The sequence below is a fragment of the Sphingomonas phyllosphaerae genome (assembly GCF_029623345.1).
Taxonomy (GTDB): Bacteria; Pseudomonadota; Alphaproteobacteria; order Sphingomonadales; family Sphingomonadaceae; genus Sphingomonas; species Sphingomonas phyllosphaerae_C.
In genome coordinates this window covers 90,221-105,951 of sequence record NZ_JAPYKH010000008.1, presented here as the reverse complement: position 1 = coordinate 105,951, position 15,731 = coordinate 90,221, and the positions used below count along the sequence as shown (strand labels likewise).

Sequence of the window (15,731 nt, the reverse complement as noted above, 5' to 3'; positions counted from 1 at the left end):
CCGCTGACAGGCCCGCGCGCTATGGCGCGCCGGGCTTGGTGGTGTGAAGATCAGGCGAGCGCGGGCGGCGCGTGGGTCGGCGGGCGGAGCCGGTCGGCCGCGGCGAGCCGGAGCGCGCGGCCGAGCCGCGTCGCGGCGAGCGCGACCGCGTCGGCGGGAGGCGACAGCGGCGGTAGGTCGCCCACGGCGAGCGTGGGCAGGCCCAGGCCGGCGAACGCGCAGGGCTGTTCGGCGTGGCGATGCGATTCGCCGTGGTCGGTACGCTGATGCGCCGCGTGATGCGCCGTCATCGCCGGCGCTGCGCCCCACTCGGGACAGGCGATCAACGTGACCCCATGCATCGAGGCGGCCGGCATGAAGCCGGCGGGCACGATCAGCCGCAGCGCGATGACGAGCAGCAGCAGCCAAGCCGTCACCGCCGGCCGGTGCTCGATCAGGTGCCGCAGGCGCGTCATCGCCGCTCAGCCTCGCGACGCGCGCCAGCCGCCGCCGCAACGAGGGCGGGTCGGTTCAGATCGAGAGGCGCGCTTCATCATCGGCTAACCATCGTACGCGCCTAATCGTAAATGCCCGGTTTCAACAGCGATCCCCGCTAAGGCCTTAGAAACGTATCGGCCCTATCACCGCCTCACCATCGTGAGGTTCGTTCCATGAAGAACATGAAGATCAGCGCCAAGCTGCTTACTGCTTTCGGCATCCTCGCCGCCGCTCTCATCGTCATGGCCGTCATGTCGGTCAGCGCGCAGAGCAAGTTGAACGACGCCGCCGAGACGCTCGGCCGCAGCCGGCGGGAGAAGCTGGTGGCGATCGCGACGATCAACACCGGCACGTCCGATTACCGCGTCGCCGAGGCGACCAGCATCCTGTCGACCGAACCCGACAAGATCGCCGAGGCCGAGAAAGAGGCGGCGGAGACCAACGCGCTGATCGATCAGAACATCGCCTATCTCGACAAGAGCCTGACCAACCCGAAGGCGATCGAGACCTTCCGCGTCTTCCGGCAGCACTGGGCCACGTACATCGCGCAGTCGCGCGCCACGATGCAGCTCTCCCACGCCAATCAGAACGAGGCAGCGTTCGCCTCCTATCGTCGCAGCAAGCCGCTCTTCGATCGCGGCAACGACGACGCCGCCGAGATGCAGCGGGTCCAGGTCAAGCTGATGGAGACCGAGATGGACGCGGCGAGCGCCCTGTATTTCTGGTCGCGCAACGTCACGATCGGGCTCAGCCTCGCCGCGCTCACGCTGACCGTCTTCCTGCTGCTCTCGCTGATCCGTGGCATCGCCACGCCGCTGACCGCGATGACCGCGACGATGCGCCGGCTCGGCGCGGGCGACCTCAACGCCGATGTCGCGGTTGATCCGCGCCGCGACGAAGTGGGTGAGCTCGCCGGCTCGTTGGTGGCGTTCCGCGACCAGCTCGTCGCCGCCGAACGCGCCAAGCAGGAGCAGACGCGGCTGATCGTCGACAGCGTCGGCAATGGGCTCGACGCGCTCGCGCGCGGCGACCTCACCGCGCGGATCGACGCCGAGCTGACCGGCCCCTTCGCCAAGCTGAAGGACGACTTCAACAACGCGATGCAGTCGGTCGCGGGCACGCTCACCGCGGTCAACGCCAGCGCCGAGGGGATCACCAATGGCGCCAGCGACATCCGCCAGGCGTCGGACGATCTGTCGCGGCGCACCGAGCAGCAGGCCGCCAGCCTGGAGGAGACCGCGGCGGCGATGCACGAGATCACCACGACCGTGCGCGACACCGCCGCCAACGCCACCAAGGTCAACGGTGTGGTGACCGAGACGCGCCGCGACGCCGAACAGTCGGCTGACGTGGTGCGCCGCGCGGTCGAGGCGATGAATGGGATCGAGCGCTCGTCCAACGAGATCAGCGAGATCATCGCGGTGATCGACGGGATCGCCTTCCAGACCAACCTGCTCGCGCTCAACGCCGGCGTCGAGGCGGCGCGCGCGGGCGACGCCGGCAAGGGCTTCGCGGTGGTCGCCTCCGAGGTGCGCGCGCTGGCGCAGCGCTCGGCCGACGCCGCCAAGGACGTGAAGAGCAAGATCACCGCCTCGACCGAGCAGGTCGATGCCGGCGTCACGTTGGTGGCACAGGCGGGCGAGGCGCTCAGCCGCATCACCGGGCGGATCGGTGACATCAGCGCGCTGGTGTCCGACATCGCCTCGGCGGCCGAGCAGCAGGCGACCGGGCTCCAGCAGGTCAACACCGCCGTCAGCGAGATGGACGGCGTGACCCAGCAGAACGCCGCCATGGTCGAGGAGGCCACCGCGGCGGCGCGCAGCCTGGCCGAGGAGACCGAGAATATGGCGCGGCAGGTCAGCCGCTTCCAACTGGGTGACCGGCCCGCTCAGGCGATCGCCGTGCGGCGGGAGGCGACCGCCTCACCGGTGCACCAGCTCCAGTCCCGCGCGGCGAGCGCGGGCGCGCGGATCGCCGCCGGCGCGCGCGCGAACCGCGGCAACGCCGCGGTGGCGGTGGCGCAGGACGATTGGTCCGAGTTCTGAGCGCGTCCTGATCTTACCCAGGGCTCATCCCGAACTCGTCTCAGGATCCACCGTCCCGCGAGCACCTTACATCCGAGGTATGCGGTCGGGTGGATCCTGGACGGGTTCAGGATGACGCCGATGACGATACGGTGTGCACGTCGGCGCCCGCCCTCCCTTTCTCTACCCTCGCCTCCGCGACGTCCCTGACACCCGGAACACCGCCGCCCCCCGTTCGTCCACCCGCGGAGCGACGGGAGACAACAGATGGGCGAGCGGGAGCCGACACGGGTCGTCATAACCGGGGCGTCGAGCGGGATCGGCGCTGCCACCGCGATCGCCTTCGCCGGCCGCGGCGCGCGGCTGGTGCTCGCGGCGCGAGGTGAGGAAGGGCTGGCCGACATCGCCGTGCGCTGTCGCAATGCCGGCGGCCAGGCGGAGACCCGCGTCGTCGACGTCACCGACGCGGCCGCGGTGCAGGCGCTGGCCGATGAAGCGCGCGCCGCACTCGGAACGATCGACCTCTGGTTCAGCTGTGTCGGCGTCGGCGTCGTCGGCCGCTACCATGAGGTGCCGCTGCCCGATCACGCGCGCGTGATCCAGGCCAACCTGCAGTCGCACATGAACGAGGCGCATGCGGTCGTGCCAATCTTCCTCGCACAGGAGCGGGGCATCTGGGTCAACATGATCTCGGTCGGCGGCTTCGTGGCTACGCCCTATGCGGCAGCATATGCTGCGAGCAAGTTCGGCCTGCGCGGCTTCAGCGAGGCGTTGCGCGGCGAGCTCTCGCGCCACCCCGACGTGCACGTCTGCGACGTTTACCCCACTTTCGTCGACACGCCGGGCATCGATCATGCCGGCAATTACACGGGCGCACGGCTGACGCTACCGCCGGGCGCGCTCGCCCCCGAGACCGTGGCGAAGGCAGTGGTGCGGCTCGCCCGTCATCCGCGCGACACCACCGTGGTCGGCGCGCCCGCGCTGCTCCTCAAGCTGGGGCAGTTCGCCGCGCCCAATCTGATCGCCGCGATGATGAACGGCTTCATGGACAGCTGGTCGGCGCGCGCGCCGCGCGGCGAGGACACGCCCGGCGCGATCCACGAACCGCCCGCGGGCGCGAGCGGCCCTGACGCTCTCCGCCGCGACCCGCACCGCGGACGCAAGGCCGCCGCCGCCGGTGCGGTCGCGCTCGCGGCGCTGGCGGGCGTGGCGCTGTGGCGCGGACGCGCCAAGTGAGGACGATCCGGCTGCTCGACGGCGCGACTGTTCCCGCGCTTGGCCAAGGCAGCTGGATGATGGGCGAGCGCGCCGACCGCCGCGACGACGAGGTGACCGCGCTGCGTACCGGGATCGATCTCGGGATGACGCTGATCGACACCGCCGAGATGTACGGCGAGGGCGAGTCCGAGCGGGTGGTCGGCGCGGCGATCGCGGGGCGACGCGACGACGTGTTCCTGGTCAGCAAGGCCTATCCGCAGAACGCCTCGCGCACGCGACTGACACGCGCCTGCGAGGCGAGCCTCGAGCGGCTCGGCACCGACCGGCTCGACCTGTACCTGCTCCACTGGCGTGGCAGCGTGCCGCTGCGAGAGACAGTCGAAGCGATGGCCGCGCTGGTCGCGGCGGGCAAGATAATGCGCTGGGGCGTCAGCAACCTGGACCGCGACGACATGGAGGAACTCGTCGCTGCCGGCGGTACGGACTGCGCCACCGATCAGATCCTCTACAATCTGACGCGCCGCGGGCCCGAGCATGACCTGCTGCCGTGGCTGGCTTCACACGACATCCCGGTGATGGCGTACAGTCCGGTCGAGCAAGGCCGCCTGCTCGGCCGTCCCGCGCTAGCGGCGGTGGCGGCGGCGCGCGGCGTGACCGCGGCGCAAGTGGCGCTGGCGTGGCTGCTCGCGCACGAGGGCGTGATCGCCATACCCAAGGCCGGGCGCGCCGAACACGTTCGCGACAATCGCGCGGCGGCGGATCTGGCTCTAACGCCGGAGGAGCTGGCCAAGCTCGACCGCGCTTTCCCCCGCCCCCGCGCACCGGTGCCGCTCGAGATGCTGTGAGCGCCCCGCCGCGACGCCTTATCGCGGCGCGGGTGCGGTCACTCCCGCCTCGGTCTGCACCACGGGGCGCATCGTCCCGTCCGGATTGTAGCGCAGATACTCCACCGTCACCGCGCGCCGCCCGATCGAACCGTTGAGGTCGCCGATCGCCAGCGTCGCGTTGTGGAGGAAGAGGTACCAACGCTTCTTGAACTCGACGATGCCCGGATGGATCGTGAAGCTGTACTTGCCCGATCCGGTCAGCTCGCCACGGTAGGTCCACGGTCCGCGGATCGTCGGCGCGGTCGAGTAGGACACCTTCTCGTCGCGATGCTTGCTGCGGTCGAGCGAGGCATAGGTGAGATAATAGAGCTTGCCGCGCTTGTGCAGCCACGGCCCTTCCTCGAAGTGCGGCGGCGTGATCTCGGTGATCGGTCCGTCGAGCTCGATCATGTTGGGCTTGAGCTTGGCAATATAACATTGCCGATTGCCCCAGGCGATCCAGGTCGTGCCGTCATCGTCGGTGAGCACGGTGGGGTCGATGTCCTCCCAGCTGTGCGTGCCCTTGGGCGTCATCTCGTTGGTGATCAGCGCCGATCCCTTGGCGTCGACGAACGGGCCGGTGGGCTTGTCGGACACCGCCACCGCGATCGCCTTGCCGGGATGGGTCGAGTCATGCTCGACCGCGGCGTAGAACCAGTATCTGCCGTTCTTGAAGATCGCCTGAGACGCCCAGGCGTCCTGCTTGGCCCATTTGAAATCCTTCACGTTCATGATCGCGCCGTGCGCGGTCCAGTGGCGCATGTCGGTGGTGGAATAGACCAGCCACTCCTTCATGTTGAACATCTCGTCGCGCTGCGCCTCGTCGTGCCCGACGTAGAGGTACAGCCGGTCGCCGGCCACCAGCGGCGCCGGGTCGGCCGTGAACCTGTCGTGGAAGAGCGGGTTGGCCCCCGGCACGGGTGCACTCGCCGCCATCGTCCCGCTCGCCAGCAGCGCCAACGCGCCCAGACCGATCCGGTGCCACCTCATCCTGCCATCCCCGTTTATCTTGTTCGATAAGCAGCTTAGCTCGTGAGTGCGGGGCGGCAAGCCTAGTCTAGGCCGACGGCAGCCTCAGCCGCACCGCAAGGCCGCCGCCGCTCGCCTCCTGAAGCGCCAGCGCGCCGCCGTACAGCGCGACCAGCTCGGACGCGATCGCCAGCCCGAAGCCGTGCCCGTCTCCGCGCTCGTCGAGCCGGGTGCCTGGGCGGGCGACGCGGTCGCGCTCGGCCGCGGGGATGCCCGAGCCGTCGTCGCTCACCTCCACCGTGACCCAGCGCCCGTCGCGCGCGGCGCGCAGCGCGACATCTGCGGCGGCGTGGCGCGCGGCATTGTCGAGCAGATTGCCGAGCAGCTCGTCGAGATCCTGCGGGTCGATCGCGACGGCGAGGTCGGCGGGCACGTCGAACGTGATCCGCGCGGCGCGATGGAGCGCGCCCACTGCGGCGACGAGCCCCGCGGTCGCGGGCCGCAGCGGCGTGGCGGCGCGGCGATCGATCGCGGCCGCGCGCGCGCGCGCGAGGTGGTGGCGGATGGTGCGATCGATCCGCTCGACCTGCGCCGCCTGCGCGGGCCGGTCGCGCAGGTCGAGCGCCAGCGCCGCGACCGGCGTCTTGAGCGCGTGCGCGAGATTGGCCGCGGCGCCGCGCGCCGCGGCGAGCGCGGCGGCATTGTCGGCGGCGAGCGCGTTGAGCTCGGCGGCGAGCGGGCGCAGCTCGGCGGGCTGCTCCTCCTCGACTCGCTCGCGCGCGCCGCCGCGGATCGCCGCGACCTGATCGCGCAGCCGGCGCAGCGGCGCCAGCCCGACGCGCAGCTGCACCAACAGCGCCGTGGTGAGCACCGCCGCCACCGCCGCGAGCGCGCCGAGCAGCGGCCACAGCGCCTCCTCGATCGGGCGCCGCACCACCGAGCGCGGCGCGGCCGCACTGAGCGTGACGTCGCCGCGGCTGCTCGCGATCACCAGCTCGCGCGCGTGCACCGCCCCCTCGTTCCCGGACGCGCCCTCGCGCGGGCGCGGGCGCTGCGGCGCGATCGGCCCCACCGGCGGTGGCGGCTCCAGCGCCGGAAAGTCGGCCGAACCGAGCGTGCCGTCGGGACCGGCGATGCGCCACCGCCACTCGGGGCCGGCGTCGAGCGCGCCGCGTACCCGCTCGAGCCGCGCGCGATCGATCCGCCCGTCACCATCCACCGCGCTGGCGAGCAGCGCCAGCTCGGCGTCGAGCCGCCGGTCTAGCCCCTCCACCACGAAGCGCCCGAGCAGCCCCGCCATCGCCGCCCCGGCGAGCGCGAGCGCGAGCGCGGTGGCGAGCGCGGACACGATCAGCATCCGCGCCTGGATCGAGCGCGGCGGGCGCGCGCTCACGCGCCGACCAGCCGATAGCCGCGCCCGCGCACCGTCTCGATCAGCGCGGCGCCGATCTTCTTGCGCAGTCGGCCGACGATCACCTCGAGGCTGTTCGAGTCGGTGTCGGCGTCGCCCTCGTAGACCTTCTCGAGCAGGTCGAGCCGCTCGATCACCGCGCCCTTGCGCAGCATCAGCTGCGACAGCACGCGCCATTCCAGCGCGGTGAGCTTAAGCGGGAGGCCGTCGAGCTCGAAGGTGCCGGTCGGCGCGTCGAACGAGAGCGGACCGGCGCGCAGCAGCGGCTGGGCATGGCCAGCGGCGCGACGCACCAGCGCGCGCAGCCGCATCACCAGCTCCTCGACGCGGAACGGCTTGACGAGATAGTCATCGGCGCCGGCCTTGAACCCGGCGACCTTGTCGGACCAGCCGTCGCGCGCAGTGAGCACCAGCACCGGCAGGTCGCGCCCGGCTCCGCGCCACGCGCGCAGCACCGCGATGCCGTCCTGCCCCGGCAGACCGAGATCGAGCACCGCGGCGTCATATTGCTCGGTCTCGCCGAGATGCGCGGCGTCGATGCCGTCGGCGACGAGGTCGACCGCGCAGCGTTCGTCGCGCAGCGCGCGCGCGATACGGGGACCGAGGTCGCGGTCGTCCTCGACGAGCAGGATACGCATAAGGAGCGGCTATACACCGCGGTTAAACCGAAACTGAACCGCCCGGTTCAGCGCGGGTGGCGGAGGGCGCGCGTAGAGACGGTGCATCGCAAGCAGAGGAGCTGTTCGATGACCCTTCTACCCCATATCACTGCCCCGCGCCGCATCGCTCTGGCGGGCGCGGCGCTGCTGGCGCTCGGCGCCGCGGGTGGCGCCGGCGCGATGGCGCTGACCCGTCCCGCGGTCGAGATGGCGCCGACCGTGCCCACCGCGGTCGCCAAGCTGCCGCAGTCGAGCGGCGTGGTCACGGTGCGCGGCCGCGTCGCCGCGGTATACGGCGACCGCTTCGTCGTCGAGGACGCGACCGGGCGCGCGTTGGTCGAGGCCGGGCGCGACTCGGCGCCGCGCGCGGGCGCACCGGTACTGGTGCAGGGCCGCTACGACGAGGGCCAGCTACGCGCGCGCTTCCTGGTCGACAGCGCCGGCGCCCGCGAGGTCGGTCCGCCCCGGCCGCCGCATGGGGCCGGCGCGCCGCCTCCCCCTGCGCCGGGTGCGGGGGCACCGCCGCCTCCGCCGCCGGGAGTGGGGGCACCGCCGCCGCCGCCGGGCGCGGGTGCTCCCCCGCCGCCGCCGCCGGGTGCCGGGGCGCCGCCTCCCGCGGGCGCCGGCGCTCCGCCGCCCCCGCCGGCCGCGGGGACGGGACCGGCGCTCGCCGGTAGTGCTCCGCTGCCGCCGGTCGACACCGCAGCACCGCGGCGCTGAGCGCACCGGCATGAAAGCGAGGTCCCGGAGCGATCCGGGGCCTCGCCGACTGATAGAGGACGGCGACGTGTTGCTGCGGCTCGGGACTGGCGTCGGCGGGCGGGACGACGCCGGAGCATGTCAGCAGCCGACGATGATGCGCTGTCTGGCTGGGGCGGCAGGATTCGAACCTGCGAATGCCGGTACCAAAAACCGGTGCCTTACCGCTTGGCGACGCCCCAACAGGCCCGCGCGCTTAGCCGCGCGCGGCGCACAACTCAACCGATACGTCGCAGCCAGCCGTGCGGGTCGGGCGCGCGCCCGCGCTGCACCGCGCTCAGTCGGTCGAGGAAGCGCGCGGTCAGCTGGCCGGTGGCGCCGCTGCCGATGGTGAACTCATAGTCCGGGCCGGCAGCGCGGCCTATCGGGGTCACCACCGCGGCGGTGCCGCAGGCGAAGCTCTCCACCAGCCGGCCGCTCGCCGCGTCGGCGCGCCATTGCTCGATCGAATACGGTTCCTCGCGCACCACCAGTCCCTCGTCGCGCGCGAGCCGGAGGATCGAATCGCGCGTGATGCCGGGCAGGATGGTGCCGGTCAGCGGCGGAGTCTGGAGCGAACCGTCCTCGAACACGAAGAAGATGTTCATGCCGCCGAGTTCCTCGATCCAGCGCCGCTCAGCGGCGTCGAGGAACACCACCTGGTCGAAACCGCGGCGGATCGCCTCCTGCTGCGCGACCAGGCTGGTGGCGTAATTGCCACCGCATTTGGCAGCGCCGGTGCCCCCCGGCGCGGCGCGGGTATACTCGTGGCTGACCCACAGCGACACCGCGCGCGCCCCGCCCTTCCAATAAGCGCCGACCGACGAGGCCAGCACCATGTAGAGATATTCCGCCGAGGGCTTCACGCCGAGGAACGCCTCGGAGGCGATCATGAACGGACGCAGGTAGAGCGAGCCGCCCTCGACCGAGGGCATCCACTCGCGCTCGGTCTGCACCAGCCGCTCGCACGATTCGAGAAACAGCTCTTCGGGCAGCTCGGGCATCGCCATGCGCCGCGCGGAGGCGTTGAAGCGCCGTGCATTCGCCTCGGGACGGAACAGCGCCAGCCCGCCGTCCTCGAGCCGATACGCCTTGAGCCCCTCGAAAATTTCCTGCGCGTAATGGAGCACCGAGGAGGCCGGATCCATCGTCAGCGCGACGCGCTCGCCGATGCGCCCGTCGTGCCATCCGCGCCCCTCCGAATAATGCAGGATCGCCATGTGATCGGTGAAGACGCGCCCGAACCCCGGGTCTACCAGCCGCGCGGCGCGCTCGTTGGCGGGAACGGGCGACGGATGCGGCTCGAACGCGAAGTTCACGGAAATCAGCTCCCAGGGACCAGGGTCGGCGATGGCCGGGCGACACGACAAGAGATCGCATTGCCGGGTTGCGGTGGCCTAGGGCCGATGGCAAAGCCGGTCAACATGGCTGCCTCAACCCAATCCGCCTCGCCGCTTTTCCTGCGCGAGACCGAGATCCGCCGCGGGATCGAGCTGCTCTATTTCGGCAACAGCCACATCACGCGATCGATCGATCGCGGGCTCGCCAAACAGGGTCTCGGCCGCGCGCATCACCGCGCACTCTATTTCATCGCGCGCAAGCCCGACATGCCGGTGAGCGAGCTGCTCGCGCTGCTCGCGATCACCAAACAGTCGCTCGGGCGCGTGCTGAACGAGCTGATCGAGCGCAACATGGTCGAGACTCGCCCGGGCGAGCGCGACCGTCGGCAGCGTCTGCTGCGGCTCACCGCGGAAGGTACCGCGCTGGAGAGCGAGCTGTACGACTCGCTTCGCGAGAAATTGTCGGCGGCCTATTCGCGCGCCGGCCAGGGTGCGGTGACAGGCTTCTGGGCGGTGCTCGAGGGGCTGATCCCGCCCGAGGAGATGGGCCGGGTCGAGGCGCTGCGCGGCTGACGCGCGAAGCGGCGAGGATGATGCGGCCGGAGTAACGGCTCTAATGCGTCATCCCGGACGGGGTCCGGAGTTCACTCCACCGCGAAAGCAACGACTGGAGCGGGTGGGCACGCCGGATCCTGGACCGGGTCCGGGATGACGCCGGTCGGTGGGAACCGCTGCGACGTTCGCGAGACACCTGCGCTCAGGCAGAACCGGCTCAACCGGCGCCGTACAGCCGCAGCGCGTCGGCCTTGAACGAGGCGCCGCTGTCGTTGCGCGAGTAGAACATGTGCCCGCCCGGATAGACGCGCAGCTGGACTCGCTCCGCCGCGCCGAAGGCGGGCATCTGGTCAACGATCAGCCGTGACGCGAAGAACGGGCAGGACAGATCGTCCCAGCCGTGCACGATCATCACCTTCATCTTGGGATCGTTGGCGATCGCCTTGCGCAGGTCGGTCACCGGCGTGTCCGCCGGCTTGCCGCGGTCCCACGCCTCGTTGACCTTGTACGACAGCGCGTTGTAGCGCGCGTCCGTCTTCCAGCCGACCTCGCGCGTGACGAAGTCGACCATCGCGCTGGTGGTCGGCGCGATCAGCGCGTCGAGGATCGGATCGTTCGACTGCTGCTGCGCCGACCAGGGAAAGGGATCGAAGGCAGTGACGTTGGAATCATAGACGCTGCCGATCGTCCCCTCGGCGCGGTGAACCTCGCGCAGATAGGTACGGCTATCGACCCGCCCGCCGAGCTTCTGCACCAGCGCCGGGTCGAGCCCGGTGAGCTGGGTGACTCGGCCAACGACGCGCCCGGTCGCCTCCGGGTCGGAGCGGCCGCGCAGCAGGTCGCGCGCGAAGTCGCCGCGGGTATAGGTCTCCACCTCGGCCATGGCGGCGGGCGTCAGCTTGCCCTGCCGCTCGAGATTCGCCGCCGCCATCGAGGGCAGGTCGATCATCCACGGCAGCGGCGACAGCGCCGTTGCGTCATCGCCCGAGGCAGGATCGAGATAGGGCGAGACCATGATCAGGCCGTTGACCCCGACGCCGATCTGCGACTGCAGCTCATAGGCGATACGCGGCGCACGATAGCCGCCGTAGCTCTCGCCCATGACGTATTTCGGCGAGCGCAGCCGCTCCTCCTTTACCAGCCAGTCGTAGACGACCTTGGACAGATAGCGGATGTCGGGATCGTTGGCGTAGAAAGCCTTCTTGGTCGCATCGGCATCGACCAGGCTGCGGCTGAAGCCGGTGCCGATCGGATCGATGAAGACCAGGTCGGTGAAGTCCAGCCAGCTGTTGGGATTGTCGCGCGCGAGCGGCGCGTCGGACGGCGAATCGCCCTGCGCGCCGAACTGCACGCGCTTGGGCCCGACCGCACCCATGTTGAGGTACACCGAGGCGGCGCCCGGTCCGCCGTTGAAGGCGAACGTCACCGGCCGCGACGGGTCGCGTCCGGGCACCACATAGGCGGTGTAGACGACCTGGCCGATCTCCTTGCCGCTGTCGTCGCGCACCGCGATCGTCCCGACCGTCGCCTTGTAGCTGAGCGCGCGGCCGTTGATCCGTGCGCTCTGCGTGATCGTCTTGTCGGCGGGCAGCGGCGGCAGCTTGACCGCGTCCTCCTCCTTCTTGCTCTCGACCTTGGTGACGGTCTTATCGGTCTTGTCCGACTGGGCGTGGGTGAGGCCGCTGGTGCCGAAGAGCAAGGTGGCGAGCAGCAGGCGGAACGGTCTGGCCAAGATATGCGGTCCCTGTGTGGCCGCGGTCGCGCCGCGGTTCTTGTCGCTGACGGTGTAGTCCCCCGCGCGCAGCTGGCAAGCCGCGAGCGGGCACGAGGTGGCGCGTCGCGGCCCGGGCGGCAAGGCCACTCCCCGTACTATATGCCGCCGCTATGCGTTCGGTCGCATTCGCCCTGGCAATTCAACGCGGCGTCGTTCAGATCGTGACCGTGCGCAGGCCTCCGAAGCAACCGCGTCGCGCGGCAAGAGCCGCCCTGCCCTTCGAACGTCGCGCCGCGACGATCTGGCTCCCTCTCTCGCGTATTCTGGTCTATCCCAATACGATGAACGAGGTCGCGCCGTCGTCATCCCTCCCGGCGCACCGCGCCGGCGCGCGCCTGCGGCGCGGCTGATGCCGGCGGCCAGCGATCGCCCCGATCCGGACGCGCTGCTGCGTGCCGCCACGCAGGAGGGCCGCGGCCGCCTCAAGATCTTCCTCGGCGCCGCCCCCGGCGTCGGCAAGACCTATGAGATGCTGTCGGAGGGCGCCGCGCGACGACGCGACGGGGTCGACGTGGTCGTCGCGGTGGTGGAGACGCACGGGCGCGTCGAGACCGAGGCGCTGGTGCGCGGCCAGGAGGTCGTGCCGCGCCGCGCCGTCGCCTATGAGGGGCGCACGCTGCACGAGATGGACCTGGACGCGGTGCTCGCGCGCGCGCCGCGCCTCGCGCTGGTCGACGAGCTGGCGCACAGCAACGCGCCCGGCAGCCGTCACCCCAAACGCTACCAGGACGTCGAGGAGCTGCTCGCCGCCGGGATCGACGTGTACACCACCGTCAACATCCAGCACGTCGAGAGCCTCAACGATATCGTCGCCAGCTTCACCCGCGTGCGGGTGCGCGAGACCGTGCCCGACCGGGTGATCGAGGCCGCCGAGATCGAGGTGGTCGATATCCCGCCCGACGAGCTGATCGAGCGGCTCAAGGCGGGGAAGGTCTACCTGCCGCAAGAGGCGACGCGCGCGCTGTCGCACTTCTTCTCGAAGGCGAATCTGTCGGCGCTGCGCGAGCTGGCGCTGCGTCGCGCCGCGCAGGCGGTCGACGCGCAGATGCTCGACGACGTGCGCGCGCTCGGACTCGGCGGCACCTGGGCCGGCGGCGAGCGGATCGTCGTCGCGATCAACGAGCTGCCCGGCGCGGACGGGCTGGTGCGTGCCGCCAAGCGGGTCGCCGACGGGCTGCGCGGGCCGTGGACCGCGCTCTTCATCGAGACGCCGCGCGCCGCCAGCTTCACCCCCGCGCAGCACCAGCGGCTCGCCGCGACGATGACACTCGCGACGCAGCTGGGCGCCGCGGTGGCGACCGTGCCCGCGCCCGGCGTGGTCGACGGTATCCAGCGCTTCCTCGCCGACGCGCGCGCCACCCAGCTGGTGATGGGCAAGTCGCGGCGCTCGCGCTGGTTCGAGCTGCGCCACGGCTCGGTGGTCGACCGGCTGATCCGCGACACGCCCGGGGTTACCGTCCACGTCCTCCCCGTCCCTGCCGCGGCAAGCCGGGAGCCGCGCGTACGCGTCGCACCCGCGCGGGGGACGGCCGCGGGCTATACGAGCGCGGCAGCGATGGTCGCAGGTGTCACCGCCGCGGGCAGCGCGCTCGTGCATGTCATCGACTTCGGCAACATCGCGCTGCTCTACCTCCTGCCGGTGATGGCAGCGGCGAGCCTGTTCGGGCTGCGCTGCGGCCTGTTCGCCGGCGTGGCCTCGACGCTGGCCTATAACTTCTTCTTCCTGCCGCCGGTCGGCACGCTGAGCATCAGTAACCCCGAGAACGTGATTTCGGCGATCGTGCTGCTCGGCGTCGCCGTGGCGACCAGCCATCTCGCGGCGCGGGTACGCGCGCAGGCCGATCTCGCCGCGGCGAGCGCACGCACCAACGCCACGCTGGCGGGCTTTCTGCGCGAGATCAGCGGCGTGACCGACCGCGACCGGGCCGCGCAGATGATCTGCGACGACGTACGACTTCTGCTCGACGTCCAGGTGGTGCTGCTCACCCGCTCGCCCCCGGCGGGGCTCGACATCCTCGCCGCGAGCAATCCCGGTTACCGGCTGGAGACGATGGACAATGCCGCGGCGGGCTGGGCGTTCGACACCGGCGCCAGCGCGGGCAAAGGCTCGGGCACGCTGACGGCGTCGGAATGGCTGTTCGTGCCGCTGAAGGCAGGCGAGCGCGTGCTCGCGGTCCTGGGCGTCGCGCGCTCGACCGGGGGGGACCCGGTCCGCGCCGACCAGCTGCCGCTGCTCGCCAGCCTGGTCGATCAGGCCGCGCTGGTGCTTGAGCGGCTCCGGCTCGCCACCGAGATGCGCGACGTCGAGGAGGTGCGCACGCGCGACCGGCTGCGCGCGGCGCTGCTCTCCTCCGTCAGCCACGACCTGCGCACCCCGCTCACCGCGGTGATGGCGGCCGCGGCGCAGCTCCATCACGGCGCCACGCCGGAGCTGATCGGCACGATCGAGAGTGAGGCCGAGCGCCTCAACCGCTTCGTCGCCAACCTGCTCGACATGGCGCGGGTCGAGGCGGGCGCGCTGCGGCTGCGGGTCGACGCGGTCGATCTCAGCGACGCGGTGACCGGCGCAGCGCACGACGCACGCCGCGCGCTGGAGGGACATGCCGTCCGGCTCGACGTACCGCCCGACCTGCCGCTAGTGCGCGCCGACCCGCAGCTGCTTCACCACTGCCTGCTCAACCTGCTCGACAATGCGGGCCGCTACGGCGATCCCGGCAGCACATTGGTGATCGAGGGACGGCATCGGTTCGGCGAGCTGTGCCTCGCCGTGCTCGATGAGGGGCCGGGCCTGCCGCCCGGACGCGAGGAAGAGGTGTTCGAGACGTTTCGCCGGCTCGAGGGATCCGACCGCGCTGCCGGGGGCACCGGGCTCGGGCTGGCGATCGTCAAGGCCTTCGCCGAGGCGATGGGGATGACGGTCACCGCCGCCAACCGCGAGGACGCGCGCGGCGCCGCCTTCGCTTTGGTCTTCCCGCCCGCGCTGATCGTGCGCCAGCTGACCGGCGAGGCGACGTGATGGCGCGCGTGTTGGTGATCGACGATGAGCCCGCGATCCGGCGGCTGCTGCGCAACACGCTGACCCGCGCGGGCTACGACGTGGTCGAGGCGGGCAACGCGCGCGACGCCTTGCAGCAGCGCGCGATCGCGCATCCCGACGCGGTGCTGCTCGACCTCGGCCTGCCCGACCGCGACGGACTGAGCCTGATCCCGCTGCTGCGCGACCGCAGCGACGCGGTGGTGCTGATCGTCTCGGCGCGCGACGCGGTGGAGGAAAAGGTCAGCGCGCTCGATCTCGGCGCGGATGATTATGTCACCAAGCCGTTCGACAGCGAGGAGCTGCTCGCGCGCCTGCGCGTTGCGCTGCGCCATCGCAGCGCGGGGGCGGCGGCGCCGCGCCAGATTCGCCGCGGCGACCTCGCCATCGATCTCGACCGACGCGAGGTGCGGCGCGGCGCCGCCGAGGTGCATCTCACCCGCAAGGAATATGATGTGCTGGCCGAGCTGGCGCGCCATCTCGGCAAGGTCGTCACGCACCGGCGCATGCTTGCCGCCGCCTGGGGCGGCGACGAGGACGCGCGGATCGAATATCTTCGCATCGTCATCCGCAACCTGCGGCAGAAGCTGGAGGCACCCGCCGATGTGGGCAGCGTGATCGCCAACGAGCTCGGCGTCGGCTATCGCCTGCGCGGCGACGGTTGAG

General features: G+C 71.2%; 14 protein-coding genes and 1 tRNA gene. 8 read left to right on the top strand and 7 right to left on the bottom strand.

Going from position 1 to position 15,731, the window contains the following annotated elements; translation table 11 throughout:
* Window positions 1-50: 50 nt before the first annotated feature.
* Complete coding sequence (locus QBJ89_RS10175) at window positions 51-455, bottom strand: hypothetical protein (protein WP_277980399.1); 405 nt, start codon at window positions 453-455, stop codon at window positions 51-53.
* Window positions 456-650: 195 nt separating this feature from the next.
* Between QBJ89_RS10175 and QBJ89_RS10170 the strand changes: the two genes are divergently transcribed.
* From QBJ89_RS10170 to QBJ89_RS10160, 3 genes are all read left to right on the top strand, one after another.
* Window positions 651-2,522 carry a methyl-accepting chemotaxis protein gene (locus QBJ89_RS10170; protein ID WP_277980398.1) on the top strand — a complete coding sequence of 624 codons (1,872 nt, stop codon included), beginning with the start codon at window positions 651-653 and terminating at the stop codon, window positions 2,520-2,522.
* A gap of 246 nt (window positions 2,523-2,768) precedes the next feature.
* Entirely contained in the window at window positions 2,769-3,737 is a 969-nt protein-coding gene (locus QBJ89_RS10165) for an SDR family oxidoreductase (RefSeq protein WP_277980397.1), read from the top strand.
* On the top strand, window positions 3,734-4,564 hold the full coding sequence (locus QBJ89_RS10160; protein WP_277980396.1) for an aldo/keto reductase: 831 nt from the start codon (window positions 3,734-3,736) through the stop codon (window positions 4,562-4,564). The genes QBJ89_RS10165 and QBJ89_RS10160 overlap by 4 nt, the downstream gene beginning before the upstream one ends.
* Before the next feature lie 18 nt (window positions 4,565-4,582).
* Here QBJ89_RS10160 and QBJ89_RS10155 read toward each other — a convergent pair whose 3' ends face one another.
* From QBJ89_RS10155 to QBJ89_RS10145, 3 genes are all read right to left on the bottom strand, one after another.
* Window positions 4,583-5,575 (bottom strand): glycoside hydrolase family 43 protein, encoded by a 993-nt coding sequence (locus QBJ89_RS10155; protein WP_277980395.1) that lies wholly within the window; start codon window positions 5,573-5,575, stop codon window positions 4,583-4,585.
* Between the two features lie 67 nt (window positions 5,576-5,642).
* The gene (locus QBJ89_RS10150) at window positions 5,643-6,947 is read right to left on the bottom strand and encodes a sensor histidine kinase (RefSeq protein ID WP_347342828.1); all 1,305 of its coding nucleotides are present in this window, start codon (window positions 6,945-6,947) and stop codon (window positions 5,643-5,645) included.
* Complete coding sequence (locus QBJ89_RS10145; protein ID WP_277980394.1) at window positions 6,944-7,603, bottom strand: response regulator; 660 nt, start codon at window positions 7,601-7,603, stop codon at window positions 6,944-6,946. Before QBJ89_RS10145 ends, QBJ89_RS10150 begins: the two co-directional genes overlap by 4 nt.
* Before the next feature lie 108 nt (window positions 7,604-7,711).
* Here QBJ89_RS10145 and QBJ89_RS10140 point away from each other — a divergent pair, with 108 nt between their 5' ends.
* Window positions 7,712-8,344 (top strand): hypothetical protein, encoded by a 633-nt coding sequence (locus QBJ89_RS10140; protein ID WP_277980393.1) that lies wholly within the window; start codon window positions 7,712-7,714, stop codon window positions 8,342-8,344.
* Between the two features lie 146 nt (window positions 8,345-8,490).
* Here the strand turns inward: QBJ89_RS10140 and QBJ89_RS10135 are convergent.
* Window positions 8,491-8,565: transfer RNA gene (locus QBJ89_RS10135), tRNA-Gln, on the bottom strand.
* Between the two features lie 36 nt (window positions 8,566-8,601).
* Window positions 8,602-9,687 carry a branched-chain amino acid aminotransferase gene (locus QBJ89_RS10130; protein ID WP_431522528.1) on the bottom strand — a complete coding sequence of 362 codons (1,086 nt, stop codon included), beginning with the start codon at window positions 9,685-9,687 and terminating at the stop codon, window positions 8,602-8,604.
* Between the two features lie 99 nt (window positions 9,688-9,786).
* Between QBJ89_RS10130 and QBJ89_RS10125 the strand changes: the two genes are divergently transcribed.
* Entirely contained in the window at window positions 9,787-10,275 is a 489-nt protein-coding gene (locus QBJ89_RS10125) for a MarR family transcriptional regulator (RefSeq protein ID WP_183919482.1), read from the top strand.
* Window positions 10,276-10,474: 199 nt separating this feature from the next.
* Here the strand turns inward: QBJ89_RS10125 and QBJ89_RS10120 are convergent, their stop codons facing one another.
* Window positions 10,475-11,989: a S10 family peptidase gene (locus QBJ89_RS10120; protein WP_277980392.1), complete on the bottom strand. Its 1,515-nt coding sequence runs from the start codon at window positions 11,987-11,989 to the stop codon at window positions 10,475-10,477.
* 152 nt (window positions 11,990-12,141) lie between these two features.
* Here QBJ89_RS10120 and QBJ89_RS10115 point away from each other — a divergent pair, with 152 nt between their 5' ends.
* From QBJ89_RS10115 to QBJ89_RS10105, 3 genes are read left to right on the top strand one after another with little or no spacing between them, the layout of a single operon-like run.
* On the top strand, window positions 12,142-12,381 hold the full coding sequence (locus QBJ89_RS10115; protein ID WP_277980391.1) for a hypothetical protein: 240 nt from the start codon (window positions 12,142-12,144) through the stop codon (window positions 12,379-12,381).
* Window positions 12,381-15,047 carry a sensor histidine kinase gene (locus tag QBJ89_RS10110; protein ID WP_277980390.1) on the top strand — a complete coding sequence of 889 codons (2,667 nt, stop codon included), beginning with the start codon at window positions 12,381-12,383 and terminating at the stop codon, window positions 15,045-15,047. The genes QBJ89_RS10115 and QBJ89_RS10110 overlap by 1 nt, the downstream gene beginning before the upstream one ends.
* Window positions 15,047-15,730 (top strand): response regulator transcription factor, encoded by a 684-nt coding sequence (locus QBJ89_RS10105; RefSeq protein WP_277980389.1) that lies wholly within the window; start codon window positions 15,047-15,049, stop codon window positions 15,728-15,730. Before QBJ89_RS10110 ends, QBJ89_RS10105 begins: the two co-directional genes overlap by 1 nt.
* The last annotated feature ends 1 nt before the right edge of the window (window position 15,731 follow it).